The 26,339-nt window shown below is 50.9% G+C and carries 21 protein-coding genes; 9 read left to right on the forward strand and 12 right to left on the reverse strand.

Annotated features, from left to right (window positions below; translation table 11 throughout):
* The first annotated feature begins 43 nt into the window (after positions 1 to 43).
* Complete coding sequence (locus tag BN4609_RS13985) at positions 44 to 1,480, forward strand: tetratricopeptide repeat protein (protein WP_021992199.1); 1,437 nt, start codon at positions 44 to 46, stop codon at positions 1,478 to 1,480.
* 273 nt (positions 1,481 to 1,753) lie between these two features.
* On the opposite strand, the gene BN4609_RS16665 is transcribed toward BN4609_RS13985, so the two are convergent.
* Together BN4609_RS16665 and fdxA are read right to left on the reverse strand one after the other, a co-directional pair.
* Positions 1,754 to 1,900 (reverse strand): hypothetical protein, encoded by a 147-nt coding sequence (locus tag BN4609_RS16665; RefSeq protein ID WP_164071688.1) that lies wholly within the window; start codon positions 1,898 to 1,900, stop codon positions 1,754 to 1,756.
* Positions 1,901 to 3,537: 1,637 nt separating this feature from the next.
* A complete protein-coding gene (fdxA, locus tag BN4609_RS15955) occupies positions 3,538 to 3,705 on the reverse strand; it encodes a 4Fe-4S ferredoxin (RefSeq protein ID WP_021992268.1) in 168 nt (55 codons plus the stop codon).
* Between the two features lie 194 nt (positions 3,706 to 3,899).
* On the opposite strand from fdxA, the gene porT reads away from it, so the two are divergent.
* Positions 3,900 to 4,646 (forward strand): type IX secretion/gliding motility protein PorT/SprT, encoded by a 747-nt coding sequence (gene porT, locus BN4609_RS13995; protein WP_068857206.1) that lies wholly within the window; start codon positions 3,900 to 3,902, stop codon positions 4,644 to 4,646.
* A gap of 1,441 nt (positions 4,647 to 6,087) precedes the next feature.
* Here the strand turns inward: porT and BN4609_RS14000 are convergent.
* Positions 6,088 to 6,927: a bifunctional metallophosphatase/5'-nucleotidase gene (locus BN4609_RS14000; RefSeq protein WP_068857207.1), complete on the reverse strand. Its 840-nt coding sequence runs from the start codon at positions 6,925 to 6,927 to the stop codon at positions 6,088 to 6,090.
* Positions 6,928 to 6,941: 14 nt separating this feature from the next.
* Positions 6,942 to 7,706: a 5'-nucleotidase C-terminal domain-containing protein gene (locus BN4609_RS14005; protein ID WP_068857299.1), complete on the reverse strand. Its 765-nt coding sequence runs from the start codon at positions 7,704 to 7,706 to the stop codon at positions 6,942 to 6,944.
* 407 nt (positions 7,707 to 8,113) lie between these two features.
* On the opposite strand from BN4609_RS14005, the gene rplS reads away from it, so the two are divergent.
* Positions 8,114 to 8,473 carry a 50S ribosomal protein L19 gene (gene rplS / locus BN4609_RS14010; protein WP_068857300.1) on the forward strand — a complete coding sequence of 120 codons (360 nt, stop codon included), beginning with the start codon at positions 8,114 to 8,116 and terminating at the stop codon, positions 8,471 to 8,473.
* 610 nt (positions 8,474 to 9,083) lie between these two features.
* Here the strand turns inward: rplS and BN4609_RS14020 are convergent.
* Entirely contained in the window at positions 9,084 to 9,368 is a 285-nt protein-coding gene (locus tag BN4609_RS14020; protein WP_164071704.1) for a hypothetical protein, read from the reverse strand.
* 300 nt (positions 9,369 to 9,668) lie between these two features.
* Between BN4609_RS14020 and BN4609_RS14030 the strand changes: the two genes are divergently transcribed.
* Together BN4609_RS14030 and BN4609_RS14035 are read left to right on the forward strand one after the other, a co-directional pair.
* Complete coding sequence (locus tag BN4609_RS14030) at positions 9,669 to 10,850, forward strand: phosphoribosylaminoimidazolecarboxamide formyltransferase (protein ID WP_068857211.1); 1,182 nt, start codon at positions 9,669 to 9,671, stop codon at positions 10,848 to 10,850.
* A gap of 19 nt (positions 10,851 to 10,869) precedes the next feature.
* Complete coding sequence (locus tag BN4609_RS14035) at positions 10,870 to 11,064, forward strand: hypothetical protein (protein WP_068857212.1); 195 nt, start codon at positions 10,870 to 10,872, stop codon at positions 11,062 to 11,064.
* A 185-nt stretch (positions 11,065 to 11,249) separates the two neighbouring features.
* Here the strand turns inward: BN4609_RS14035 and BN4609_RS14040 are convergent, their stop codons facing one another.
* The 5 genes from BN4609_RS14040 to hpt all read right to left on the reverse strand — a co-directional run bounded on the left by BN4609_RS14040 (position 11,250) and on the right by hpt (position 15,717).
* A complete protein-coding gene (locus BN4609_RS14040) occupies positions 11,250 to 12,404 on the reverse strand; it encodes a M23 family metallopeptidase (protein ID WP_106390620.1) in 1,155 nt (384 codons plus the stop codon).
* Between the two features lie 137 nt (positions 12,405 to 12,541).
* Complete coding sequence (gene pgeF / locus BN4609_RS14045) at positions 12,542 to 13,327, reverse strand: peptidoglycan editing factor PgeF (protein ID WP_068857214.1); 786 nt, start codon at positions 13,325 to 13,327, stop codon at positions 12,542 to 12,544.
* Positions 13,320 to 14,489, reverse strand: coding sequence for a GTPase ObgE (obgE, locus tag BN4609_RS14050; RefSeq protein ID WP_021993645.1), 1,170 nt, complete (start codon positions 14,487 to 14,489; stop codon positions 13,320 to 13,322). Before obgE ends, pgeF begins: the two co-directional genes overlap by 8 nt.
* A gap of 29 nt (positions 14,490 to 14,518) precedes the next feature.
* On the reverse strand, positions 14,519 to 15,091 hold the full coding sequence (locus BN4609_RS14055; protein ID WP_021993646.1) for an adenylate kinase: 573 nt from the start codon (positions 15,089 to 15,091) through the stop codon (positions 14,519 to 14,521).
* Positions 15,092 to 15,174: 83 nt separating this feature from the next.
* On the reverse strand, positions 15,175 to 15,717 hold the full coding sequence (gene hpt / locus BN4609_RS14060) for a hypoxanthine phosphoribosyltransferase (protein ID WP_068857215.1): 543 nt from the start codon (positions 15,715 to 15,717) through the stop codon (positions 15,175 to 15,177).
* Between the two features lie 244 nt (positions 15,718 to 15,961).
* Between hpt and BN4609_RS14065 the strand changes: the two genes are divergently transcribed.
* Together BN4609_RS14065 and BN4609_RS14070 are read left to right on the forward strand one after the other, a co-directional pair.
* Entirely contained in the window at positions 15,962 to 17,488 is a 1,527-nt protein-coding gene (locus tag BN4609_RS14065; RefSeq protein ID WP_068857216.1) for a bifunctional ADP-dependent NAD(P)H-hydrate dehydratase/NAD(P)H-hydrate epimerase, read from the forward strand.
* Positions 17,485 to 18,531: a DUF4831 family protein gene (locus BN4609_RS14070; protein ID WP_241033272.1), complete on the forward strand. Its 1,047-nt coding sequence runs from the start codon at positions 17,485 to 17,487 to the stop codon at positions 18,529 to 18,531. The genes BN4609_RS14065 and BN4609_RS14070 overlap by 4 nt, the downstream gene beginning before the upstream one ends.
* Positions 18,532 to 19,216: 685 nt before the next feature.
* On the opposite strand, the gene bglX is transcribed toward BN4609_RS14070, so the two are convergent.
* Positions 19,217 to 21,481 (reverse strand): beta-glucosidase BglX, encoded by a 2,265-nt coding sequence (gene bglX / locus BN4609_RS14075; RefSeq protein WP_068857302.1) that lies wholly within the window; start codon positions 21,479 to 21,481, stop codon positions 19,217 to 19,219.
* Between the two features lie 552 nt (positions 21,482 to 22,033).
* On the reverse strand, positions 22,034 to 23,044 hold the full coding sequence (locus BN4609_RS14080) for a class II fructose-bisphosphate aldolase (protein WP_068857217.1): 1,011 nt from the start codon (positions 23,042 to 23,044) through the stop codon (positions 22,034 to 22,036).
* A gap of 529 nt (positions 23,045 to 23,573) precedes the next feature.
* Here BN4609_RS14080 and BN4609_RS14085 point away from each other — a divergent pair.
* The gene (locus BN4609_RS14085) at positions 23,574 to 24,881 is read left to right on the forward strand and encodes an inositol-3-phosphate synthase (RefSeq protein WP_068857218.1); all 1,308 of its coding nucleotides are present in this window, start codon (positions 23,574 to 23,576) and stop codon (positions 24,879 to 24,881) included.
* A gap of 254 nt (positions 24,882 to 25,135) precedes the next feature.
* Complete coding sequence (locus BN4609_RS14090; RefSeq protein WP_068857219.1) at positions 25,136 to 26,266, forward strand: alkaline phosphatase; 1,131 nt, start codon at positions 25,136 to 25,138, stop codon at positions 26,264 to 26,266.
* Positions 26,267 to 26,339: the final 73 nt, after the last annotated feature.

Here is a 26,339-nt window from a genome sequence, read left to right on the forward strand (position 1 = left end):
GAGCACAACAGCAATGAAAATTTAACTGAACATAATAAAGGATATGAAAGCAATAAAATATTTACTTATCGGAGCTTTGATGATAGGCATCAACACTCCATCTACAGCACAGGAAGAAGACCACAAGGCTGTTATCGAACAACTCACCAAAGTTATCAAATCTGACGCTCCCGACAAAGAGGATCAGGTAAAGGATCTTTTCAAGGAGTATAAGAAAGAGCCGGACGTGATAGTTGCCGTCGGACGGGCATACCTCGACATTAAAGACACAGAGAACGCCCAGAAATATGCCGACATGGCTATCAAGCGCGACAAGAACTATGGCGACGCTTACGTACTGGCTGGTGACATCCAGGTTATCAACGACAACGGTGGTGCAGCATCAGCTCTTTTCGAGCAGGCTATCTATTTCGACCCTAAAAACCCCAACGGTTACCGCCGCTACGCACAAGTGAACAGCAAGGCTAACCCGAGCGCAGCCGTTGCCAAACTGGAAGAGATGAAAAAGCAGATACCCGACTATCCCATCGCTCTCATCTCCGCTGAGATATTCAGCAAGTCCGGTGATCTGGACAAGGCAATACAATACTACACACAGGTGGACAAGTCTCAGATGGAAGACTACCAGCTGGTGGACTTTGCACTCTCCTACTTCCTTAAAGGCGAGTTTGAAAAGAGTCTGGAGATTTCGCAGTTCGGAAACAACAAGTTCCCGCGCAATCCCGCCCTCAACCGTATATCGTTCTTCGACCTTACAAACCTCAAGCGTTACGACGAGGCACTGCAGTATGCCCACAAACTGTTCAATGAGTCGGATGAGACAAAAATAACCGAAAGCGACTATCTCTACTACGGTTACGCTCACTTGGGCAAAGGCAACTACGACGATGCCATCGCCATGTTCCAGAAGTCCATCGAAAACAACAAGGACAACGAGGCTGACAAGAACGACGCTATGAAGAACATTGCCGAGGCGTATAAGAAAAAGGGCGACTACACAAACGCCATAAGCACTTACGAGAAGTATCTTGACAATCTGAAACAGAAGACTGCCAACGACATAAACATACTCGCAACGATGTATATGTCAGAAGCAGCCGACTCAACTATAGCTGAAGACAAGAAAAAGATATACTACGCAAAGGCTGACTCCATCTATGGAGAGATGGCAACTAATATGCCGAGTGTAGCCGACTACGCAACACTGCAGCGCGCGCACATAGGCTACGCTCTCGACCCGGAGACAAAAACAGGTCTTGCAAAACCGCACTACGAGAAGCTCATTGAGCTTATCAACGCCAAACCGACAAAGGACGAGACCGACAACGAGCGTCTGATAGAATCATACCGCTACATGGGCTACTACTTCCTGCTTAAGAAGGATAAGGCAAACTCTGTAATGTATTGGAACAAGATTCTTGAAATCGACCCGGAGAACGCAATGGCAAAGCAGGCTCTCGGACTGGCAGAGCAACTGTAAGACATCATTTATCAATATACCACACGCATGCGGCACTTACCTGTCGCATGCGTTTTTTTTATTAAACAGACTGCGCTCGACAATCCGAAAACGAGTATATAATGCGATCACTGGAACTGTTTCACACTTGAAATAAAACGCTATTATATGTGTGCAATCCAAAGTAGAGACGCAAAATCTTGCGTCTCACAAGCAAGAAGACGCATGAATATAGGTAATTATATGCCCTTCATTGCGATGATGATTCCTCGGGAGACGCAAGATTTTGCGTCTTTACTTGGCTGACGCCAACATATTTTCAGCACAAAACAGGCTGCGCTCGGCAATATGAAAGCAAGCTTTCACTGCTCTCACTGGCACTGTTTTTGAATAAAACAGGCTGCGCTCGGCAATATGAAAGCAAGCTTTCATTGCTCTCACTGGCACTGTTTTTGTATCATGAAGAATACTCACTTAAATCGGAAAAGCACGTTCAGACAATCAACACAAACCTTACAGCATAATCATCATAGGTTGGACAAAAATGAATGTAGAGAGAGTGGTTATTCCTAATCCGCAGTTATGCTCAATACGTATATACAGTTCCAGTCATACAGACTGCCTTTCTGGCTTGGCTGAGAAGCGGATATACACACGGAGGGAAAATACATGGCAGGATGCCGGCGTCAGTGCAGAAGAAAGACATGTGACATACAGTCAAACGAGAAAAATCAGTGCGGACGGTCTGACATCATATTCGCGATTAAAAATTAAAATCAAACATTAGAACACTAACAATAAATACACGATTGACGGTACAATCCTTATCTGTCTTCCACACCATTGCCGCAATCATATTCTGTCTTTTTGCCCGATGCAAACACTCATATCCTCGGTATAAATTAAGCCGAAATTCATGACGGTAACGTGCCATCCGGTTGAAGTCTGATGCCAGATTCCGGATAAAGAAAAACCGTCTACTGACTGCATAATTATACATAGTCATCCTCACGAGAGCACGTTATATGCAACAAGACAACCACATGCACGCATATACACGAGTATTCCGACAATACGATAAAGTCCTGACAATCAACCGGATAACATTACATGCATCACAATTATCAGAAAACACGACTGCAAGAAAGCCTTTTCCATACTGCGATAAAGGCTTTTCCGTCCGTCAGAACGTACCGTTTCACGACTCAAAAGAGCATGTTCTGACGCTCAAAATAAGCCTAAATAGTGAATAAAAAGCGTAACGAAGACATTCAGAATGTACCAAACCATACTTCCGAATCAATTCATCCGACAGACAAACCAATCACTGACACTCCACAGATTCTCTTTTTCTGATTATCAGAATACTTTCTCTTAATCCCTAAAATGTATATTTATACATAAAAAAGAAGCGGTAATCACAGTGCCACAGCCTCGTTCTCACTTGACCGACTCTTCTCCATCCCATTGCCTCACCGTCATTACAATCCTTCTTCCCTCCTTTGTCTGCTGTGCCAGCCCACATATCCTGCAAAACCGGAAAAACTTCCGTATGACGTCTGCACTAATTAATGACGATGCCTTCCTTCCTATTCCGGATAAAACATTACATCCCGCCACCCCTCCGCATTTATCTCATGTCCGTCTCACACCGCCGCTTCCTGACCAGCACACGTCTCTCCCGACAATGCCGACCGAATGCCTGCGATTTACTTCACGTTAAAGATGTGACGACAAAACCACATTGTCATGCTACTGACCAGACCCGCTAATCAGAACGCCAATCATACGCTTACACCATATTGCCGCCGCCTCAGCCACCCCTCATGCCTGTTCCGCTATACTATATTCCACTTGTTACGGATGCTCCGCAATATATCATCAATAAAGAAACGAATGTTTCCACATTACTTCAGCTCAAAATACAGAAGAGCAATAAGCACAATGTCGAAAACAAAAAAAGCGACCGCGCAAACGCGCAGCCGCAAAAAATAATCATGATTAAACAATGCAGGCAAATGCAATGAGCACAAGTGCTCAACCTGTCAGGCACAGCCCGCTTCTTAGTAAAATCGTTATTATGGAAGGCTGATAGCCTCAGAAGGACAAACATCAGCACATGTGCCGCACTCAGTGCACATGTCCGGATTGATAGAATACTTTTCTCCCTCTGAGATTGCGCCAACCGGGCACTCGTCAATACATGTACCGCATGCGATACAATCGTCACCAATTACGTAAGCCATAGTTAAAATAAATTTATAATGTTAATAATGTTATTGTACATTCTCACTGCCGGCACACACCGGATGCGTACGGTGCAAAGTTACATTTTTTATCCCGAATACACTCATTCGTCATATTATTTTAACTAAATTATACACTGTCTTCACCCGGTGTGATACAATAAGCCAACGCAAACAGCGTTATTAATACATATATGAGACGTTTCGCGACAACGATGATATTGATTCTCGCCTGTGTGTCACATGCATTATCGCAGACGCGCACGGTGCAGAACAGACCTTACACAGACCTCCGCCCGTTCCACTTCGGAGTGGTCGTCGGCACTCATTTGCAGGATCTCGAACTGCTGAACGCCGGTCCGCAGATCATTACAAACGAGGACGGCACAACCGTAGAGACTCTTGTCACTGCCGACCAGGACCGCTGGGACACGGGATTCAACGTGGGTGTGGTGGGCGAATACCGCATAAGCACTTATTTCCAGTTCCGTGTGGCTCCAACGCTTTACTTCGGCAACCGCCACATAACGTTCCGCGACATGACCGACCTCGACCCTGAAGGCAAGCCCAGAGAGCAGAACCAGAATCTCAAGTCGGTGTACATCTCCTCCGCACTCGACCTCATATTCGCCGCACCGCGGTTCAACAACCACCGCCCTTACCTCATAGCCGGTGTCAACCCGATGATAAATCTCAGCGGCAAGAGCACCGACTACATCCGCCTCAAACGCTACGACATATGCGCTGAGGTGGGATTCGGCTGCGACTTCTACCTCCCGTTCTTCAAGCTGCGACCCGAACTGAAGTTCATGTACGGACTGGGCAACAGCCTCGACACCACTCACGCCGACCGTCTGCGCGACAGAAACATGCTGCGCTTCGCCAAATCAGTGAAGGAGGCACACACGAAGATGATTGTCCTCAGCTTCTATTTCGAATAATCATCCTGACCGGAATATGCGATAGGAACGATATTCATCATTTCACACACTATTGCCAGCTCCATGCCATCCCGCCACACCACCGCCGACATTCTTTCACAGGCTTTTTGCCGGTGTAACCGCATAATGCCACATATTGCACTAAATAGGAATAAACAATGTCTGAAAGCAGCACGGAAAACGGATGAATCATAATGGCAGATTCCGAACAAATGCAATCCTTCTTTTCCTCTTCAGTCATCGCACAATCCACATATACACGAACAAAAATCGGACATCAGACCGTCAATGCATCTTTTTATATTAAAACAATGATGGCGTCAGCCCAGTAGAGACGCAAAATCTTGCGTCTCACGAGCAAAAGGCTCGACAACGACAGACATATATTCACCTCGCTTCATTGCGCATACTTGCCTGTGAGACGCAAAATTTTGCGTCTCTACTTTGGATTATCCACATATATTCCGCGTTATTCTCATGTATCAAACGGTTGCGGCTATAACGACAAAAGCATGCCATCCAATTGTCAATCACGCCTGTTTTACATTAAATAATGATGGCGTCAACCCAGTAGAGACGCAAAATCTTGCGTCTCACGAGCAAAAGGTTTGGCAACGACAGGCATATATTCACCTCACTTCATTGCGCATGTTTGCTTGTGAGACGAAAGAGGAGCGACAACGACAAGCATCTATTTAACTCGCTTTATTGCGCATACTTGCCTATGAGACGCAAAATTTTGCGTCTCTACTTTGGATTATCCACATATATTCCGCGTTATTCTCATGTATCAAATGGTGGCGACTATAACGACAAAAGCCTGCCATCCTATTGTCAATCAAGCCTGTTTTACATTAAACAATGGTGGCGTCAGCCCAGTAGAGACGCAAAATCTTGCGTCTCCCGTGCAAAAGGCTCGACAACGACAGACATATATTCACCTCGCTTCATTGCACATACTTGCTTGTGAGACGCAAGATTTTGCGTCTCTACTTTGGATTACCAACGTATAATACCGCGTTATTTTCATTTGCGAGACAGTATCGGTAAGCACAATACGAGTTTTTAAACATCCTGATGCCGTATGTTTTTGAATAAAACAGGCTGCGTTCGGCAATATGAAAACAAGCTTTCATTGCACTCACTGGCACTGTTTTTGAATAAAACAGAATAGTCCATCAGACCGTCAAAACTTTTTTGTTACTTTATTGCCGACCTATCCGTTCCTCTTCCGCAATGCCGACACAATCTTGCATTCTGCCTTTTCCCGGTACATCCTGTCACATCTTCTACATAACCGGAAACCAATCTGCATGACAGCAGCACCTAATACGTATGGAGTCAAAACGCGGTTCAGAATAAAAAAGTCTCACCATTTCTGATGAGACTTTCCTTTCATATATGCTCCGGCACATGCTTTCACTGCAAGTGCAGCAGCACATCACTTGTCAAAACTGAGCACTATCCGACCCACATACACTCCGTGTTTGCCGTTCTGATCGTTTGGTATCTCCTTGCCTTCGGCATTCTTCACATATTTCAGTTCTTTAAAATAAGAATGCGAGTGACCTCCGAGCACAATGTCTATGCCACTTGTCTCAGACATGAGCTTGCTGTCGCCTTCCTCTCCTTCGTCATCCCATCCCAGATGAGACAGGCACACCACCACGTCGCACTTCTCGTTCTCCCTAAGTGTCTTCACCGTTCTGGCTGCCGCACTCTCCGGATTCTCGAATTTCACTCCGCGACAGTTGTTCTCGTCAACAAGCCCGTCAAGTTCGGGACACACACCGAACACGCCTATCCTCACTCCCTTGCGCTCTATCACGACATACGGTTTCACGAGTCCTTCAAGCGGTGTTGACGTGAAGTCATAGTTGCAACACACCACCGGAAACTTCGCCATTCTGAAGAGACGCGCCATGTTCTCCAGTCCGAAGTCGAACTCATGGTTGCCTATAGTCACCGCATCATAGCCCATAAGATTCATAAGCCCCACCTCCACATCACCATGGAAAAGGGTGTAGTAAGGCGACCCCTGCGAGAAGTCACCGCTGTCCAGCAGCAGCAACTCGGGGTCTTTACTGCGCTCGCGGTTCACAAGCTCCAGGCGTCTCACGAATCCTCCGCGTCCTGCCACCACCGTGTCGGCAAGGTTTCTGCTCAACGGCAGTATACAACTGTGCGTGTCGTTGGTGTGCAGTATCTCTATCTGTGTCTGTGCCTCCGCCGCCATTGACGACACGATGAGCGCACAGCTCATTATAATATTCCTTATCATATGTCTCCGATGTTTCATTCCACAACTATGCGTCCCTCAACCCTGCTCTCCACCGGACGCCCGTTCTTCTCCTGCTCTCTGAAATAATTCTCGATGATATGCCTCACGTTGTTCTCCTCACTCTTAGGAGACACCACTCCGGTCTTGTCCTTGAACGCCTCAAGTCCGTCGTTGCCCTGTGCCAGATAGTCGAGTGTGGCAATGCGGTACTGTCTGTCCTTTTCTATACCTTTTCCTCCTACGAGAGCCGACCTCAGCTTTCCGTCCTTCGTTATTACAAGCCTTACGCCATGGCTTACAGCCTCTCCTCCCGACGCGGCAATCTGTTCAAACAGTTCCTCCACCTTGTCTCCGTCGAGCGTGAGGAAACATATCTTGTTCTCAAACGGAGCCACGTCAAGCACGTTTCCTATCGTCACAGCCCCCTCCGACAGGGCTGCACGTATGCCGCCCATATTATATACGGCGAAGTCGGGCTTCTCTCCGAATGCCCTGCTGCCCCACATCAGTATGTCGGCAAGCAGGTTGGACAGGTCGCTTTCAGGTCGCGCCGCCTCCATGTAGTGTGCCGCGTGCCCTACGACAGGACTCATCAAACTGTCCACCTTTGCCTTGTACGGTGAGAGGAACCTCATACCCGAACTGTCGCTCACGGTGTCATACCTACTGTCCACCAGCATCCGTCCGCGCTCCACACCCGTCAGCTGTATGCCTGAAGAGCATGCCGCAAACAGAAGCACTGATGTCAGCAGTCCGCAGTCAAGCACCCGTCTGCGCATTTTTCTTTTCATATTGTCTGTTGTCATATAATGTGTGTATTTTCCGGTCAGCCCATACAGCGGTCTCAAAAGCCTTCTCCTCCGCATTCAGCACCGGATGTTCAAGCTACAAAGTTAATGCAACTATCGCATAATGCAAAGCCAAACGTTCATTTTCTTATTCATGTTTATTTGCTGACACGACAAAAGGAACAGAACGGATATCATTGTCATGAAATATGACGGTCACATGGTGCATTTACTGAAAACGCCCGTTATTTAACTGATTAACAACAAATTTAGAGGCATAAATTTGTCCGTTCTGAATTATTGTAGTAACTTTGCACCGCTTTTCGGCGTAACCGCTGACAACGGAAGAGTCGCTGGTCATGTTGCGTTGGGCGATAAACAAATTTAATTATCAAGAAATGGACTTAATTAAAGTTGCTGAAGAAGCATTTGCAACCGGCAAGAAGTTCCCGGAATTCAAGTCTGGTGACACTATCACTGTCGCTTACAAAATTATCGAGGGAAACAAAGAGCGTATTCAGCTCTATCGTGGTGTCGTAATCAAAATCAACGGTCACGGTGACAAGAAACGCTTCACCGTACGCAAGATGTCAGGCACCGTAGGTGTTGAGCGTATTTTCCCGATTGAGTCACCGAACATTGACAGCATCGAGGTGAACAAACATGGTAAGGTACGTCGCGCCAAACTTTACTATCTGCGCAAGCTTACAGGTAAGAAAGCACGTATCAAAGAGAAGAAGGTCATCACTGGCGAATAATGCGCATACGCGCTTTCAGGGATTACATTCTTGCAAAAGAAATAAAAGGTTTTGCCGCAGTCATGCCGCAAAACCTTTTGTCGTTAATGGCTCTATACATTGTCCCTGACCGCTCGTCACTCTTCATTCGTATTCAGTCCTGTGCTCAGGATGTTTTCATTGATGCCTTATTGAAGGCGCGGCGGACTGAATCAGGAAAAAGCGGGAGACAATATGGCGGCAGAAGTGCGGAAAAAGGATGAAGAGCCTACAATGTGTTTAAAACACAGCTTTTGCGTTCTTATGACCGGCTCGTGACTGTAATTCCACGCATAACAGCCATCAATACATCAAAACATGCCACATCCAGCCGCATCATCCTGCCACGGCTCAAACGGCAGACATCACATCCGTCTGTCTTAATCGGAATGCCTCGCTTTATGATTTCACACGCAAACCACACCGGAACATCCCTTACAGACGACACGCGGTATAAAAGACGCATGCCGCACTCTTACCTGCCGGACACTCAAAGAACGTCTGAGCCCGGCAGTCTGCGCAAGCCTTGTTCCGCAACAAGCGGAAACACAGCGGTCATTCCTGATTCTTATATACCCTATGAGTGAAGGCGTCAATGTCCTGCCGGTGCGTTGTGAGGTCTCTCCTCCGTGTCCGCGTCTTCATCCTCAAAGTTCGACAGTCCGTCAGCCGAGCCGTAGATAGCGGCTTTAAAACTCTCCCAATCCTGAAATCCGGCAAGCAACGACAGTCTGTCGAGCGTCTCTTTACCCGGTTTCTCGGCACTTTTGATGTGTGCGGCTATTTTCTTCAGCACAGCCGGCTTATGCGCATTGTCGTTAAACTTTCTCTCAACTGCCTTGAGCAACATGCTCAATTCCCAATGCTTCCTTTCCATACTACATTACCAACGCTTAAATTCCAGAGCATCGCATTTACGTTCCAGCCTGATTCCACGTCACGTAATGCATGCCTTACAGTGGCATAAACCATTGCAGCCATACCCTTCGGAAACAGTGGAAAAGTGCTCCGCTCTGTGCCTGCAAAAGTAATACAAACATACGTTTCCGCAAAACAATAAGTGTGAAAAATAAACATGCCGCGCTACATCAGCGACAGCCGTTTCCCATATTTGCATATGTCATGAAAAAATCGTAATTTTGTCGCCTGAAAACGATTATATTCTCAATATCACAATATGAAAGAATTAGCACTAAAGTACGGATGCAATCCGAACCAGAAACCGTCACGCATCTTCATGACTGAAGGCGAACTGCCGATAGAAGTGCTCAACGGGCGACCGGGATATATCAACTTCCTCGACGCGCTCAACTCATGGCAGTTAGTTAAGGAACTCAAAGAGGCAACAGGCATGCCTGCCGCCGCGTCGTTCAAACACGTCTCACCGGCAGGTGCGGCAATAGGTCTGCCGCTGAGCGACACACTGAAGAAGATTTATTTTGTGGACGATGTGAACATTGAACTTTCACCTCTCGCATGCGCATATGCAAGAGCGCGCGGAGCCGACAGAATGAGCTCGTACGGTGATTTCGTGGCATTGAGCGACACATGTGACGCCGCTACGGCGACACTAATCAAGCGAGAGGTAAGCGACGGTGTGATTGCGCCAGGCTATACTCCTGAAGCTCTCGAGATACTTAAAGGCAAACGCAAAGGCACATACAACGTCATCAGCATAGACCCTCAATACGTTCCCGAGCCGATAGAGCGCAAACAGGTGTTCGGAATAACATTCGAACAGGGACGGAACGAGATAAAGCTCGACGACCCTGCGCTCTTTGCGAACATCCCCACAAAGAACAAGACATTCTCGGACGAGGCAAAACGCGACCTCATCATAAGCCTCATCACACTCAAATACACACAGAGCAACTCAGTGTGCTACGTGAAAGACGGACAGGCAATAGGCATCGGAGCCGGTCAGCAAAGCCGTATACACTGCACACGCCTTGCCGGAAACAAAGCCGACATATGGTGGCTGAGGCAGCATCCGAAAGTAATGGACCTGCCGTTCATTGACGGTATACGCCGCGCAGACCGCGACAACACCATTGATGTGTACATCAGCGATGAGTACGACGACGTCCTGCGTGAAGGCACATGGCAGCAGTTCTTCAAGGAAAAACCAGAGGTGCTCACGGCAGAGGAGAAAAAAGAGTGGATAGCACGCAACACCGACGTGGCTCTCGGAAGCGACGCGTTCTTCCCGTTCGGTGACAACATCGAGCGCGCACACAAGAGCGGAGTGCGCTACATAGCCCAGGCTGGAGGCTCAGTACGCGACGACAACGTTATAGAGACCTGTGACAAGTACGACATCGCGATGGCTTTCACAGGTGTGAGACTGTTCCATCATTGATCAGAAAACACTTTTCGGAATGAGCAACGAAATTGATGATATAATAAGCGGAGGCGGACTTGTATTCAAAAAGAAAAGCACCGCTCCCAAGGAAGATGGCAAGGTGAAGACCAAAGCCAAGAAAAAGAAATACATAACCGGTGCGCACGGCAGCGGCTCTGCACGTCAGAAAGCCAAATACCGGGAGCAGAGGGCTAACAGACACAAGAAATAACACGGACGTGTCTGCACTTTATGTCATCATGCTCTGGACGAAACACTCATAAGCGAATATGGCTGCAACCTCTTCAGATTGCAGCCATATTCGTATCATCACATTATTTATATATAGCGGCATGTGATGACCCGACTTACGCCGTCACATGCCTCACTGCCTCATCGCGCCCCGCAGCCTATCCGCTATGTGCGGGATGACGGACTTTTTCCCTGCGCGTAGTAGTTCTTGCGTGAGCTTACCTTGCCGCTCTTGTTTAGTGTCAGCGTCGCCTGCTGAAGCGTTCTGTTGGCACAATCGAACACAACGGTAGGATTGAGCCGTTTTCCTCTGAACGAAATCTCGAAATGCAGATGCTCCGTTGTGGCGCGTCCGGTGCGTCCGGTAAGCCCTATCACCTGTCCGGCTTTTACCTTGTCACCCACCTTAACCATGTTTTCGGACTGATGACTGTAAAGCGTCTCAAATCCGTACGCGTGCTTTATCACAATACAGTTGCCGTATCCGTAATACGGTCCGGAGCGTGTCACCACTCCGTCGAACGCCGCCACAATCTCGTCATTCGGCTTTGTCTTCAGGTCCACACCCGAATGTCTGCGCCGTCCGCCATAAGGACTGATAACCTTGGCACCCGGCAACGGGAACGCCCAATTGCCCTCATCAAGGTCGGAGAGGTTGAGCTCGAACTTCGATTCAGTCTCGAACGGGTCGTCATCCATGCTTTCCGCCGCCATCAGGACATTTGCTCCTGACGAAGATGTCACGTCAACATACGAGCCGTTACGCTTGCACATCAATGTCTGTTTGCGCAACCTGTGACTGTTTATGTTTATTATCGTCGACGGATTTATCCTGCATCCGTTCACCATAATGGAAAAGTCGCAGAACGTCTTTCCCTCACCGGTGCCGACAAAAGCTATCGTATGCCCCGCCTTCACCTTCTGACCGACCTTCACTACGTTGCTCTTGTTGTTCGCATACACGGTCTCGAGTCCGTTGCGATGGCGCACCACGATGACGTTTCTCATTCCGTCGTGATGCCGCGAGAGCCTTACCACACCGTCGAACATGGCTTTCACCGCATCGCCTTCCTTCGTCTCTATCCTCAACACATTGTCATCCTGCAGCGTGGCTTTGCCTACCGGCAACGGAAAAGAATAGTCATTGTCCTTCACGGAAGAGAAATCCACGCTGAAAGCATCCGAACGGCTGAACAGTCCGGGCGTCTCTATGCTAATCTGCTGCTGCTCCGCCGCAGTGAACTTATACTTCACCGGAGCGGCTGCCGTCAGTGTAACAACAAATGATATCAGAAGAAACAGTTGTCTTAGTATACTCATCGTCAGTAAATTGTTTGTAGTTTAAGATAAACAGACTGCGGACATCGGTATTGGAACATATGCCCGTAGAATCCGCCCGCACTGTTTTTTAAAGGGAAACAAGCCGTCTGAGACGGCTCAGACATATCCGCGCCGTGTCACTGACGCAGGTATATCGCATTGAAAATACGGCCAGACTCCGTTCCGAGTCTGCGTGCCGAGAAGTAGTCGTCAGCGTTTTTGAAGGTGCATATTCCGCACGAATATATGTTGCCGTCATCGACTCCCGACTCCACCATCTGCATGCGGTTGCATCCGGGAAGGTCTATATGCCACTTCCCTTTCCTGCAACTGATGCCCTGCATGTCAAAACCGGCAGCACAGAATCTGTCATACACCTCTTCGCCGACCTCAAAACTGTCAAGCGATATGCCCGGTCCTATAACCGCCTTCAAGCGTGAGGCGTCAGTACCGTATACCGCGTTCATCTCCACAATTGCCTTCTGTACGATACGCATCACAGTCCCCCGCCATCCGGCATGGACGGCACACACAGCATGATTGTACGCATCATAAAGAAGCACTGGTATGCAGTCGGCAGTGGATACGCCTATGCACACACCTCTCACAGAGGTCATCAGAGCATCCACACCTTCCAGCACCATGTGCCGGGTGCGGCTGCCCAGTTCAAGAAATTCGGGTCCTATCACCCTTGTTTCAGTACCGTGCGTCTGATGAGGCATCACAATGTGACTGCCGTCTATACCGAGCGCATCGCTCAAAGCCTCACGGTTGCGGCGCACGCAGTCCTCATCATCACCGCAATAAGCGTTTATACTGAAACCGGAATAGGCTCCCTTTCCACATCCGCCGTGGCGTGTTGTGCTGAACGCCACGACCTCATCTGCGACGTCATAATACGTTATGACAGGCGGCTCAATCATCCGTATCCTCTTCGTCGTACTCAAAATCGTCGAGGTCCTCTATCTCGTCCTCGTCAATATATATTATCTCGTCCTCGCCCTCAGCCTGCATCTCCGCCGCGAAACGGCTCATGTCCTTGTCACGGTGTACGAGATTGTCCTCGGCGATGATGCCCTGCAGCTTGTTGCTCTCGCTGTTGAGCTCACGCCACAGCACGTCTTTCAGCTCGTTGAGCCCCATGCCTGTTACAGACGAAATGAACACCACGGGCACATCCTCCGGCAAAGTGTCACGCAGCATATCTATGAGCTCATCGTCCAGAAGGTCGCATTTGGTCACGGCAAGCACGCGGTGTTTGTCGAGCATGTCAGGATTGAACTGTCTCAGCTCGTTAAGAAGTATCTCATATTCGCGCTTTATGTCGTCGGTGTCTCCGGGCACCATGAACAGCAGAAGCGAGTTGCGCTCGATGTGACGGAGAAATCTCAGACCGAGTCCTTTGCCCTCGCTCGCACCTTCTATTATTCCCGGGATGTCCGCCATGACGAACGACTGCCTGTCATGATAGCCCACAATGCCGAGCGACGGCTCGAGCGTTGTGAACGGATAGTTGGCTATCTTCGGTCTCGCGCTCGACAGAGAAGAGAGCAGTGTCGACTTTCCCGCGTTGGGAAATCCCACGAGTCCCACATCCGCAAGCAGCTTCAGCTCGAGTATGATGGTCATTTCCTCCATCGGCTCACCGGGCTGCGCGAATCGCGGAGTCTGGTTGGTGGCACTGCGGAACTGGAAATTGCCCAGTCCGCCGCGTCCTCCCTTGAGCAGCAGCACCTCCTGTCCGTGATAGGTGACGTCGCACACATACTTTCCCGTCTCGGCGTTATACACCACCGTTCCGCACGGAACGTCAATATAAACATCCTTTCCGTCCTTGCCGTGACACTTGTCTCTGCCGCCGTTTCCACCGTGTTCGGCAAACACGTGACGCTGATATTTAAGATGCAGCAGAGTCCAGTAATTGTGGTTGCCGCGCAGGTATATGTTTCCTCCCCGTCCGCCGTCGCCTCCGTCGGGACCGCCGTTGGGCTGATATTTGATGTGCCGCAGGTGCATGGAGCCACGTCCACCTTTTCCCGAGCGGCAATATATCTTCACGTAATCTACAAAGTTGGATTCTGCCATATCTTGTTTTCAGTGTGTTGGTGTTCTTGTCAGATATTGTCGATAACAGCGCATATGTCAGCGAAGATGCGGTCGAGCTCACCATATCCGTTGATGTGATGATGCAGCCCTTCGCTCTTATACCACTCTATGAGCGGTGCCGTCTGTGTGGAATACACCTTCAGACGCTTATTTATTGTCTCCTCGTTGTCGTCCGTACGACCCGACTCCTGTCCGCGCTTTATCAGCCTTTCCATCAGCTTGTCCTCCGGAACGTCGAGCTCTATCATCGCAGCCACGTTGTGTCCGCGTTCGGCAAGCATTGTCTTGAGAGCCTCAGCCTGCGGTATGGTGCGCGGGAATCCGTCGAAGATGACACCCTTATGCTCCTTGCCGAAGCTGTCGTAGACACTTGCGAGAATGTCTATCATCAGCGCGTCGGGTATGAGCTGTCCGTTGTCAATGTATCCCTTGGCTGTCTTGCCCAGCTCCGTGCCGTTCTTTATCTCATTGCGCAGCACGTCACCGGTAGAAATATGGTTGAATCCATACTTCTTGATCATCAGGTCACTCTGTGTGCCCTTGCCTGAACCCGGGGCACCGAAAATCACGATATTCTTCATCTTTATGTTTTGATTGAAATTATATGTATACATGCGTAGCGCGCTCCAGCCATCACACGATGCCCGGACACGTCCGCATCAGGTTATTCCTCCACAAGCGTATATATGTCGCGCAGGTTGCGTCCCTGCTGGTCGTAGTCGAGCCCGTAGCCCAGAATGAAGTCGTTGGGTATCTTCATCGCCACATAATCCACGTCGAGCGGCACCTTCAGACGTTCCGGCTTGAGCAGCAGCGTGCATATGTGTATGGACTCGGGATTGCGCGTCCCGAGCGACTCTATCATGCGTTTCACCGTCAGTCCGGTCTCCACGATGTCCTCCACTATTATCACCGTGCGCCCTGTCAGGTCTTCGTTTATGCCTATCACTTCCTTTATCCGCCCGGTAGAGGTGGTGCCCTGATAGGATGCCAGTTTCACAAACGAAATCTCACACGGTATTGTTATCATTCTCATGAGGTCAGCCGCAAATACAAACGAACCGTTCAGCACTGCGAGCAACAGAGGATTTTTCCCCGCCATGTCGGCGTTTATCTTGTCTGCCACAGCCTTGACGCGCTTCAATATCTCAGCTTCCGGTATGGACGTTCTGAACGTCTTGTCCTTTATTCTTACCGTACTGTCCATGGTGTTTAATTTATATTTGCCCGCAAATTTACAAAAAATATGCCGAACGTTGCAGGCTCTTTACATTTATTTCGGATTTTTACAGCGGCGCGCACCGCACATCCCCCAGTCCTCTCACGCTCCCCACGCCCTATGGCAGGCTCTCCGCGGACTTTCCGGCGCAGGAAGGCGGCATGCCGGCAAAGCCCCGAAAAAAAGACCAAATTATTGTCGGGCACGAATTTATTTTGTATCTTTGCCCCGTATGAAGATATTTACTGGCTCACAGATTCATGAGCTCGACAAATATACAATAGAGCACGAACCGGTCAAGTCGGTTGACTTGATGGAGCGTGCCGCCAAAGCCATCACCGCCGCCATAACGGATGAATGGCCCTCCGATAAGAATGTCATAGTGTTTGCAGGTCCGGGAAACAACGGAGGAGACGCCCTCGCGGTGGCACGAATGCTGCTCGACAGAGGATATGATGTCGCCGTATGGCTGTTCAACATAGGCAACCGTCTTTCCGAAGACTGCGCCGAAAACCGCAGACGGCTCACCGCTCACAGTCTCATGAAGAAGTTCACGGAGGTGACAACCGACTTCGACCCGCCGAGACTCGACTCGGGCACGCTGCTCATAGACGGACTGTTCGGCTCCGGACTCAACCGTCCGCTCACAGGAGGATTCGCCTCTCTCGTGAAATACATCAACCAGTCACATGCCACGGTGATAAGCATCGACGTGCCGTCAGGACTCATGACCGAGGACAACACAGCCAACGTGCAAGCCAACATCGTCAGGGCACACACCACACTGACACTGCATCAGAAGAAGCTCGCCATGATGTTCGCTGACACACAGCCTTTCCTCGGACGGGTGAAAGTGCTCGACATCGGACTGTCGGAAGAGTTCATAAGAGACGCTTCATGCCGGTATACCACGGCAGAAGAGGCTGACATAAAGGGAAACATCATAAGACGAGACCCCTTCGCGCACAAAGGCGCCATGGGGCACGCACTCCTCATAGCCGGAAGCTACGGCATGGCGGGAGCCGCAGTGCTTGCTGCGGAAGCCTGCATGCGCTCCGGAGCGGGCAAGACCACCGTGCTTACGCCAGACTGCAACCGCTCCATCATACAGACGGCAATACCCGAAGCCATAATGAGAGAGACCCGCAGCGGGAGGTGTTTCACCGAAGCCGTAGACACCGAAGCATACAACGCCGTGGCAATAGGTCCGGGACTGGGCACCGACGAGGACACGGCTGTCGCGCTCATGGCACAGCTCAGACGCACGGCATGCCCCATAGTGCTCGACGCCGACGCGCTCAACATCATAGCAGCCCACCGCACATGGATGCAGCACCTGCCCGCAGGACTCATCCTTACGCCCCACCCAGGAGAGATGGACCGCCTGTGCGGCAACAAGTCACAGAGCGGATACGAACGGCTCGAAGCGGCATGCGACATGGCGCAACGCCTTCAGGCTCACATCATTCTCAAGGGTCACCACTCCGCACTGTGCGCGCCAGACGGCAGCGTGACGTTCAACACCACAGGCAACGCGGGCATGGCGACAGCCGGAAGCGGCGATGTGCTCACAGGAATAATAGCAGGACTGCTGGCGAGAGGGTATCAAAGCGCACGCGCGTGCCTCACCGCCATGTATCTGCACGGACTCGCAGGCGACATCGCGGCACGGCAGACAGGCGAGGAAAGCCTCATGGCGAGCGACATAATAAGACACATTCCACACGCATTCAAACAACTAACCGACGATAGACAATGATGAGAAAGATACTGTCAACCCTAATGATGGCAGCTGCCGCAGGCACTGCCTGCGCGCAGAAAGACAACGGCAACTTCACATACTTCCTGCCGAAGACAGAAGTGAGCATATCGCTGCTCATAGAGAAAACCACATACACCCCGGGAAGACTTGCCGACTACTGCGACCTGTATTTCAAGACAAAGGCACAGAAAGAGCCGGAGGTAAGCTACAGAATAGTAGGAATGACATTCGCCACGGACGGAGTGCCGGACGAAAGCAAGCAATACAGCCTTGTGGTGGACAAGAAACACAGCATCCTGAGCATCGACTGCGACAGGAACGGTGTGCTGAAAGCCATAAACACCAAGGGCAACGACGAACAGCGGCAGCAACGTTTCACACCGGCACCGCGACCCGCCCTGCCCTCGCCCAACGACTACATGAGCCAGGACATACTCTCGTCTACCAACCTGCCGAAGATGGCGCAGATGGTGGCACAGGAGATATACGACATCCGCGACAGCCGCAACCAGCTGTCACGGGGCGAAGCCGAGTTCATGCCGAAAGACGGAGAGCAGCTCAAGATAATGCTCGCGCAGCTCCAGACCCAGGAGAACGCGCTCATGCAGGTGTTCGAGGGAACCACCGTCACCGACACCACCGAGGCTGTAGTGTCGTTCGTTCCCGACAAGGAAAACGCCAGGCAGACGGTCTTCCGCTTCTCAAGACACTTCGGACTCACCTCTGCCGACGACCTCTCGGGTGCTCCGTTCTATGCCGTGACAGAGGATATGCAGACCCCGGCGGAGGCTCCCGTGATTGACGAGAAGCTGAAGAAGCAGAAGGACGACATGATTATCGGGGTGAACATACCGGGAAAGATAAAGATAAGAATAACCGACGGCACCAACACTTTAGGCTCGTTCAGCACATATGCGGCACAGTTCGGCACCGTCGACACGCTCAGCGGCTCGCTCTTCGGCAAGAAATTCACATCGCAGATTGTGCTCGACAAGGCGACAGGAGGCATAACAAGCCTTCACACCGAACCGCTCGACTGACGCCCATACACGGTAAGGCGAAGTACGCGCGCCTCACTTCCGGCGCACGGCTCCGACGCTTCCCGTCCGTGACACCGACGCATGTGCACCACGCTGTATTATTGCATGAATATACGGAAAACACTGTCTGACGCATGCATAAATATACACGGCAACTCCGCGAGAACCGCGTATTTGCGCGTGACGGCACATCCGGGCGCAAATACGCGAGTTTCAGGCAGTCTGCCCATCACGCTGACAGTCAGCGGCTTACGCCCGACACGCCCGTAAGAAGCATTTTTCCGCGCTGCCGGAAAGCCTCTTCGGCACTGCGGAAAAGCCTTTTTGGCACACTCATAATGCCTGTATCACACAACAATAAAAGCCGTTTCGCGTTGCGGAACGGCTTTTTCCGTATCATAAAACAGACTTCACGTGGACATATAATACCCGAAAAGGCTCTTCCGTATGGACGGAAGCATGTCGCGGAACGTTTTCCGGCGTTCTGTCATTTCTATTTTGTCATTTTCCTTTGTCAATATTTTTTACTGTCAGACCGCATATTTATACAGTTCCGTAAAGTGCCCTCATCCGTGCGTGAGCAAACATCCGGACCATACACGGGGCAAATAAAAACCGGACCGCGCGGCGCAAGCGTCATGCAGACTCACGCCGTACGGTCCGGATGCAAGTGTAAGTTGAATGCCTATTCCACGTTTAGCACAGCCTTCTTCAGGTTGCGGCTGTCCGGTCCAACCATTATCTCGACCTCTCCCGGGTCTATGCCGTAGCGCAGACTGCTGTCATAATACTTCAGAAGCTCGGGAGTTATGTCGAACGACACGTCCTTGCTCTCTCCGGCGGCAAGATGTATGCGGCTGAAGCCTTTGAGCTCCTTAACAGGTCGCGATATGCGTGCCGCGCGGTCGTGTATGTACATCTGCACCACCTCGTAGCCGTCGCGGCTGCCGGTGTTGGTCACGGTGACTGTCGCCCTCACACTTCCTCCGGGAGCGAGAGTGCCCTTGCTCAGTTTCAGGTCGCTGTAGGCGAAGGTGGTGTAGCTCAGTCCGTAGCCGAACGGATAGAGCGGGTCGTTGCGCACATCGAGATAGTTGCTCTGATACTTGCGGTAGTCCTTCGCCCCGTCAGGCACGGGGCGTCCTGTGGGAAGGTGGTTGTAGTATATCGGCACCTGTCCTGTCGCAGCCGGCAAAGTCATGGTGAGCTTGCCCGACGGCACCTTGTCGCCGAACAGCACGTCGGCAATGGCGTCGGCAGCCTCGCTTCCTCCGAACCACACATTCATGATGGCAGGCACGTGTCTGCTCTCCCATGTCATCACAGTGGGGCGTCCCGAGAAGTTGAGAAGCACCACGGGCTTGCCCGTAGCCACAAGTTCCTTGAGCAGGGACATCTGTATGTCGGGCAGGGTGAGGTCTGAACGGCTCGACGACTCACCGCTCATCTCCGAGCTCTCTCCCATGGCACACACTATCACGTCGGCGTCGCGCGCCACTCTCAGAGCCTCAGCCCTCATGGCGTTGTCGTCGCCGCGCTTTATTGTCCTGCCGAACTCGGCGTCCTTCTGCATCTGTGCGTCGGCAGTGAGGTTGCATCCCTGGGCATAAAGAATCTCCGCCTTGCCTGCCACGGCACGCTCGAGTCCTTCCTTGAGAGTGGAATATCTGTCCGGCGTATATGCCACACACCACGTTCCAGCCATGTTGGCGCGCGTGTCGGCGAGCGGACCTATAAGTGCTATCTTTCCCTTCTTCTCGAGCGGCAGCAGGTTGTTGTCGTTCTTCAGCAGCACGAATGTCTCTGCCGCCATGTCGCGTGCGGCTCTGCGGTTCTCCTCTGTGAAGATGTCTTTCTTGCGCCGTTTGCCGTCACAGAACTTGTAAGGGTCGTCAAACAGTCCGAGTATGTATTTCGCCTCAAGCACCCGGCGGCATGCGTTGTCTATGTCGCTCATGCTCACACGTCCCTCTTCCAGCGACTTCTCGAGCGTCTGCACGAATCCGCGCGTACACATGTCCATGTCTGTCCCAGCCTTCAGTGCCTGTGCCGAAACCGAAGGAAGGTCGCCCAGCCCGTGGGTCATCATCTCTCCAATGGAGCCGTAGTCTGAAGCCACGAGCCCGCCGAAGTGCCACGTGTCACGCAGCAGTTCGGTGAGAAGCCATCTGTTTCCCGTCGCCGGAACGCCGTCCACAATGTTGAACGACGACATGACGCTGCTCACACCGGCATCGACAGCCGCCTTGTAAGGTGGCAAATACTGGTTGAACATGCGCACGCGGCTCATGTCCACGGTGTTGTAGTCGCGTCCAGCCTCGGCTCCGCCATACAGCGCGAAGTGCTTCAGGCATGCCATGATGTTGCTGTTCTGCGAGTAGTCTCCCTGATAACCGCGCACCATTGCCTCGGCTATGCGCGAGCCGAGAAACGGATCCTCGCCTCCGCCTTCAGCCACACGGCCCCACCGCGCGTCCACGCAAATGTCCACCATCGGGCTGAAAGTCCAGTTTATTCCGTCCGCGCTCGCCTCCTTGGCAGCTATGCGCGCGCCCTTCTCTATGGCTTCCATGTCCCAGCTGCACGACTGTGCGAGAGGGATGGGGAATATGGTCTCATATCCGTGAATGACGTCCATGCCCACAAGCAGCGGTATTCCCAGACGGCTTTTCTTCACAGCCACCTCCTGCAAGGCGCGTATGCCGTCCACTCCCTTTATGTTGAAGACGCCTCCTACACTGCCTGCCGCTATCTCTCCTCCTACTTCCGAATCGGCTGCCTTGCCGGTTGTGATGTCTCCGGCAACGACAAGATTCAGTTGTCCTATCTTCTCCTTGACTGTCATCTTGGACATAAGCTTGTCCACAAATGCCTTCATTTCATGGTTGTCCGCCATCATCGCCGGCACCGACATCAATACCGCCAGCACGGACACAATAATCCTTTTCATGCTTTTCTTCTCTGTGTTATTATGTTTCTTATAGTATCTCTTATTATTATCTGTATTGCATGACATTATTATCGGCAGGATGCGATGTCGCTGTCAATAGTATGTGTCATTATGATTTATGCGTCAAAAGCGTGTTTACTCTGTATCATTCTCCGCAGAACCATAGCCCGCACCACTGTCGGCAATACGGAGAGGGCATGCGCTTTTATGCCGCCCGTCTGTTAATCCAACGTTCTATTTCTATTATTATTACCTCATTCTTAACATCGTTTCACGATACAGCGATTGTAAGCGTGCCATTTCACTTATTTTAAACAAAACGTACATAGAAGCGGATGAATCCATGTCACACCTTATTATATATATGTCACGCTCATGAAAAGCTGTCCGGCGGCACATGAATAAATCTTACCCGGCGCGCATTCAGGCGATGGTCTGCCGGCATAAGGGCTGCGGCGTGATATGAGGAAAATAAAAAAGTCCTTTTGTCATGCCTTGGATGTGCATGGACAAAAGGACTGTTTGTGTCATGACATTGTGTCTGCCATATTATCAGTCGAGCTGAGCCAGCTTGCCGTCAGAACCGAGTACCTCTTTGATTTTGTGCTCATAGAGCTCAATCATGAGGTCACGTGCCGGTCCGCAGTACTTACGCGGGTCGAACTCACCCGGTTTCTCAGCGAACACCTTACGCACAGCTGCTGTGAAAGCAAGACGTGAGTCTGAGTCGATGTTGATTTTGCAGACTGCGCTTGCGGCTGCCTTGCGGAGCTGTTCCTCAGGTATGCCCACTGCGTCAGGCAGCTTGCCGCCATACTGGTTGATCATGTCTACATACTCCTGTGGAACAGAAGAAGAGCCGTGGAGCACGATTGGGAATCCCGGCAGTTTCTCCATGATGGCGTCGAGAACGTCGAATGCCAATGGAGGAGGAACCAGACGGCCTGTCTTCGGGTCGCGTGTGCACTGCTCCGGTTTGAACTTATAAGCACCGTGGCTTGTACCTATGGAGATGGCAAGTGAGTCAACTCCTGTCTTTGTAACGAAGTCGATGACCTCTTCCGGCTTTGTGTAGTGAGACTCTTCTGCAACAACCTCATCCTCAACTCCGGCAAGAACGCCGAGTTCGCCTTCCACTGTAACGTCGAACTGATGTGCGTATTCCACAACCTTCTTGGTGAGAGCTACGTTCTCATCGTATGGAAGAGCAGAGCCGTCTATCATCACAGAAGAGAAGCCCATGTCCACACAGCTCTTGCAAAGCTCGAAGCTGTCACCGTGGTCAAGGTGGAGAACGATTTCAGGATGTTTGCATCCGAGTTCCTTTGCATATTCTACAGCACCCTGTGCCATGTAGCGCAGAAGTGTCTGGTTGGCGTAGTTGCGCGCTCCTTTGGAAACCTGAAGAATCACCGGAGACTTCAGTTCAGAAGACGCCTTGATGATTGCCTGCAACTGCTCCATGTTGTTGAAGTTGAAAGCAGGGATAGCATAACCTCCATTAATGGCTCTTTTGAACATCTCACGTGTGTTCACCAAGCCTAAATCTTTATAGTTTACCATAATTGTAAAAGTTTATTTAAAACGTTGTCTTATGTCATATAACCGATTGCAAAGTTAGTATTTTAATTTGGCAACACAAAGTGATACAACGTTTTTTAACCCAAATAGGCATTATGAATACGGCATGTCGCGGGGGCGTTCTTACGCACGGAGGCAATCGTCCTGCCGCAAACGCACCGGGCGACATATCCGAAGGATGAGAAACGGGGCACCTGATGTGATGCGAAAGGTGTACGGACACCGGGCGGAACATGAGGGTCTGAGCCGTACTGTTACTGTAATCGAGTGCTCGAAAACGCCGCAATCAATACTAAAAGTATACATTTTATCACTGTTTTTCCTTACTTCAAAATCAAAATGTAGTTCATTTTTACTAATTAATGATAAAAAACTGACAAACAAAGCTGTTATCAAATCTTAAATACGTAACTTTGCAAGTAGCGGATTATTACCTTACAGGCATCACCGGATACCTATACCGCACATTGACAACAGTCAGAACCAAAAATAATTAAAAACATAACAGATAATGAAACAGACAGACATCAGACCCGCAAACGGGAAACTCGGAATCATGGTCGTCGGATGCGGCGCCGTGACAACAACATTCATGACAGGCGTACTCATGGCACGCAAAGGACTGACAAAACCCGTTGGGTCAATGACACAATACGACAAGATTCGCGTAGGTAAAGGCAACGAGAAGAAATATCTGCACTATGCCGACATAGTTCCGCTTGCCTCGCTTGACGACATTGTGTTCGGGACATGGGATGTTTACCCCCAGAACGCCTACCAGGCGGCTATGTACGCCGAGGTTCTTAAGGAGAAGGACATCGAACCCGTACGCGATGAGCTTGAGAAAATTGTGCCGATGAAAGCTGCTTTTGACAAGAACTACGCAAAACGACTGGACGGCGACAACGTGAAAGACTGCGCCACACGATGGGAAATGACCGAGGCTCTGCGCCAAGACATACGCTCCTTCAAGGAGAAAAACGGATGCTCGCGCATCGTTGTGATATGGGCGGCTTCCACAGAGATATATGTTCCCTACTGCGAAGAGGTGCACGGAACGCTCGAGGCACTCGAAAAGGCGATGAAGGACGACGACCGCGAGCACGTGGCTTCGTCTATGTGCTATGCATACGCGGCACTGGCAGAGGGCGCTCCGTTCATAATGGGAGCGCCGAACACCACGGTTGACATTCCGGCAATGTGGGAAATGGCGGAAAAGACAAAGATGCCTATCGCAGGAAAAGACTTCAAGACCGGACAGACTCTGGTGAAAAGCGGATTCGCACCCATCATCGGCACACGCTGCCTCGGACTGAGCGGATGGTTCTCTACAAACATTCTCGGCAACCGCGACGGTCTTGTGCTCGACGAACCGGCTAACTTCCACACGAAGGAAGTGAGCAAACTGTCTACTCTGGAGACAATCCTGAAACCGGAGGATCAGCCCGACCTGTACACTGACTATTATCATAAGGTGCGCATAAACTACTATCCTCCACGCAACGACAACAAGGAAGGATGGGACAACATCGACATTTTCGGATGGATGGGATACCCCATGCAGATCAAGATTAACTTCCTCTGCCGCGACTCAATACTCGCCGCGCCGCTGCTGCTCGACCTCTGTCTGCTCAGCGACCTTGCGGCACGGGCAGGACGCTACGGCATACAGCGATTCCTGAGTTTCTTCCTCAAGAGTCCGATGCACGACTTCACAAAAGGCGAGGAGGCTGTGAACAACCTCTATCAGCAGTACACCATGCTGAAGAACGCAATACGCGAGATGGGCGGTTATGAGGCAGACGAGGAGATAGACTGACGTCCGCAACACACAGGACATTCTCTCCGGAAAACCGGCGGAGACGTGACGGCGGCTGTGCCAACGAGGTACAGCCGCCGTGTTTTTTTACATTCTCAATGGCTGAAATCATATTTATACGCAGTCTAACCATTCGTGTAAACAAAAAAATTCGTAATTTTGTATGTGTAATTCCTAACGTACAAGACACCCGCATTCTTCCATCGGATGCTACACGCGAGAACTGAAACAATCTGACAACAAACTTATCCGCTATGAATATCAGAAGTATCCTGCTGGTCAGCGCACTTGTTCTGACATTTAAACCGGCAGCAGCACAAAATGACAAGCCGCAGACATACATCTGCGAGAAACCGTATGAGGTGGAGAAGATAACACCTCCGCAAGGCAAGAAAGTAAGGAACGTCATACTGATGATAGGCGACGGCATGAGCCTTATGCACGTCTACTCGGCATGGACGGCAAATCACGGGCGGCTTTGGCTGGAAAACGCGCAATTCACAGGGCTGTCCAAGACCTACTGCACCGACCGTCTCATCACCGACTCCGGTGCCGGAGGCACTGCATTAGCCACCGGACACAAGACCAGATACCACGCTGTGGGAGTGGATCCGGACGGCAAACCGCTGACCACGCTGTGCGATGTGGCAAAATCACTCGGCAAGGATGCTGGCATAGCTGTCACATGCCGGCTGTGGGACGCCACACCCGCCGACTTCTGCTGCCACAACTCCGACCGCGACAACGAGCAGGAGATAATAGCCGACTACGTTGACTGTGGCATAGACTATGCGTTCGGAGGCGGAGCGAAATACTTCACAAAGCGCAAGGACGGACGCGACATCTTCGAAGAACTGAGACAGAACGGCTACCACATATCGCGCTCATGGGAAGACCTTTCTGCATGGAAGAAGGGCAAAGTGTTCGCTGTTCCCTACGAAGTGGACACTCCCCTGCCCGACGAAAGGGGCGATCTGCTCGCACGAGCCGCGCTGAAAGGCATATCGCTCATGAACCAGAACGCTAACGGATTCTTCATGATGATAGAAGGATCGCAGCTCGACGACTACGGACATTTCAACCAACTGGACATGCTGATGAAGGAAACGCTCGACTTCGACCGCACCGTCGGCGAGGTGATGAAGTGGGCGGCGCAGGACGGCGAGACCCTTGTCGTAGTGACAGCCGACCACGAGACGGGCGGACTAACGCTCATCGACGGTGACAAGGAAGAAGGAAAGATAACATGCCGGTTCTCCACCGGAAGCCACTCAGGCGTGATGGTGCCGGTCTATGCGTTCGGTCCGGGCTCGGAAAACTTCACGGGCATAATGGAGAACACTGACATTTTCTGGAAGATAAAGAGCCTTATGGAACGCCGATAAGGCGGCGTTCCGGATGCGGGAACGGCTCTTCCGCCGTCACGCAAGACTAAAGAAACACTCACCACACAACTCA

Origin of the sequence: Leyella lascolaii (assembly GCF_900079775.1) — a bacterium.
Classification (GTDB): Bacteria; Bacteroidota; Bacteroidia; order Bacteroidales; family Bacteroidaceae; genus Prevotella; species Prevotella lascolaii.

Coding starts and splice junctions, on each gene's coding strand:
- obgE (WP_021993645.1), bottom strand. CDS start 14,489: ATGGCAGAATCCAACTTTGTAGATTACGTGAAGATATATTGCCGCTCG.
- BN4609_RS13985 (WP_021992199.1), top strand. CDS start 44: ATGAAAGCAATAAAATATTTACTTATCGGAGCTTTGATGATAGGCATC.
- pgeF (WP_068857214.1), bottom strand. CDS start 13,327: ATGATTGAGCCGCCTGTCATAACGTATTATGACGTCGCAGATGAGGTC.
- fdxA (WP_021992268.1), bottom strand. CDS start 3,705: ATGGCTTACGTAATTGGTGACGATTGTATCGCATGCGGTACATGTATT.
- porT (WP_068857206.1), top strand. CDS start 3,900: ATGAGACGTTTCGCGACAACGATGATATTGATTCTCGCCTGTGTGTCA.
- bglX (WP_068857302.1), bottom strand. CDS start 21,481: ATGAAAAGGATTATTGTGTCCGTGCTGGCGGTATTGATGTCGGTGCCG.
- hpt (WP_068857215.1), bottom strand. CDS start 15,717: ATGGACAGTACGGTAAGAATAAAGGACAAGACGTTCAGAACGTCCATA.
- BN4609_RS14020 (WP_164071704.1), bottom strand. CDS start 9,368: ATGGAAAGGAAGCATTGGGAATTGAGCATGTTGCTCAAGGCAGTTGAG.
- BN4609_RS14005 (WP_068857299.1), bottom strand. CDS start 7,706: ATGCGCAGACGGGTGCTTGACTGCGGACTGCTGACATCAGTGCTTCTG.
- BN4609_RS14090 (WP_068857219.1), top strand. CDS start 25,136: ATGAATATCAGAAGTATCCTGCTGGTCAGCGCACTTGTTCTGACATTT.
- BN4609_RS14085 (WP_068857218.1), top strand. CDS start 23,574: ATGAAACAGACAGACATCAGACCCGCAAACGGGAAACTCGGAATCATG.
- BN4609_RS14030 (WP_068857211.1), top strand. CDS start 9,669: ATGAAAGAATTAGCACTAAAGTACGGATGCAATCCGAACCAGAAACCG.
- BN4609_RS14055 (WP_021993646.1), bottom strand. CDS start 15,091: ATGAAGAATATCGTGATTTTCGGTGCCCCGGGTTCAGGCAAGGGCACA.
- BN4609_RS14040 (WP_106390620.1), bottom strand. CDS start 12,404: ATGAGTATACTAAGACAACTGTTTCTTCTGATATCATTTGTTGTTACA.
- BN4609_RS14035 (WP_068857212.1), top strand. CDS start 10,870: ATGAGCAACGAAATTGATGATATAATAAGCGGAGGCGGACTTGTATTC.
- BN4609_RS14070 (WP_241033272.1), top strand. CDS start 17,485: ATGATGAGAAAGATACTGTCAACCCTAATGATGGCAGCTGCCGCAGGC.
- BN4609_RS14080 (WP_068857217.1), bottom strand. CDS start 23,044: ATGGTAAACTATAAAGATTTAGGCTTGGTGAACACACGTGAGATGTTC.
- rplS (WP_068857300.1), top strand. CDS start 8,114: ATGGACTTAATTAAAGTTGCTGAAGAAGCATTTGCAACCGGCAAGAAG.
- BN4609_RS14065 (WP_068857216.1), top strand. CDS start 15,962: ATGAAGATATTTACTGGCTCACAGATTCATGAGCTCGACAAATATACA.
- BN4609_RS14000 (WP_068857207.1), bottom strand. CDS start 6,927: ATGATAAGGAATATTATAATGAGCTGTGCGCTCATCGTGTCGTCAATG.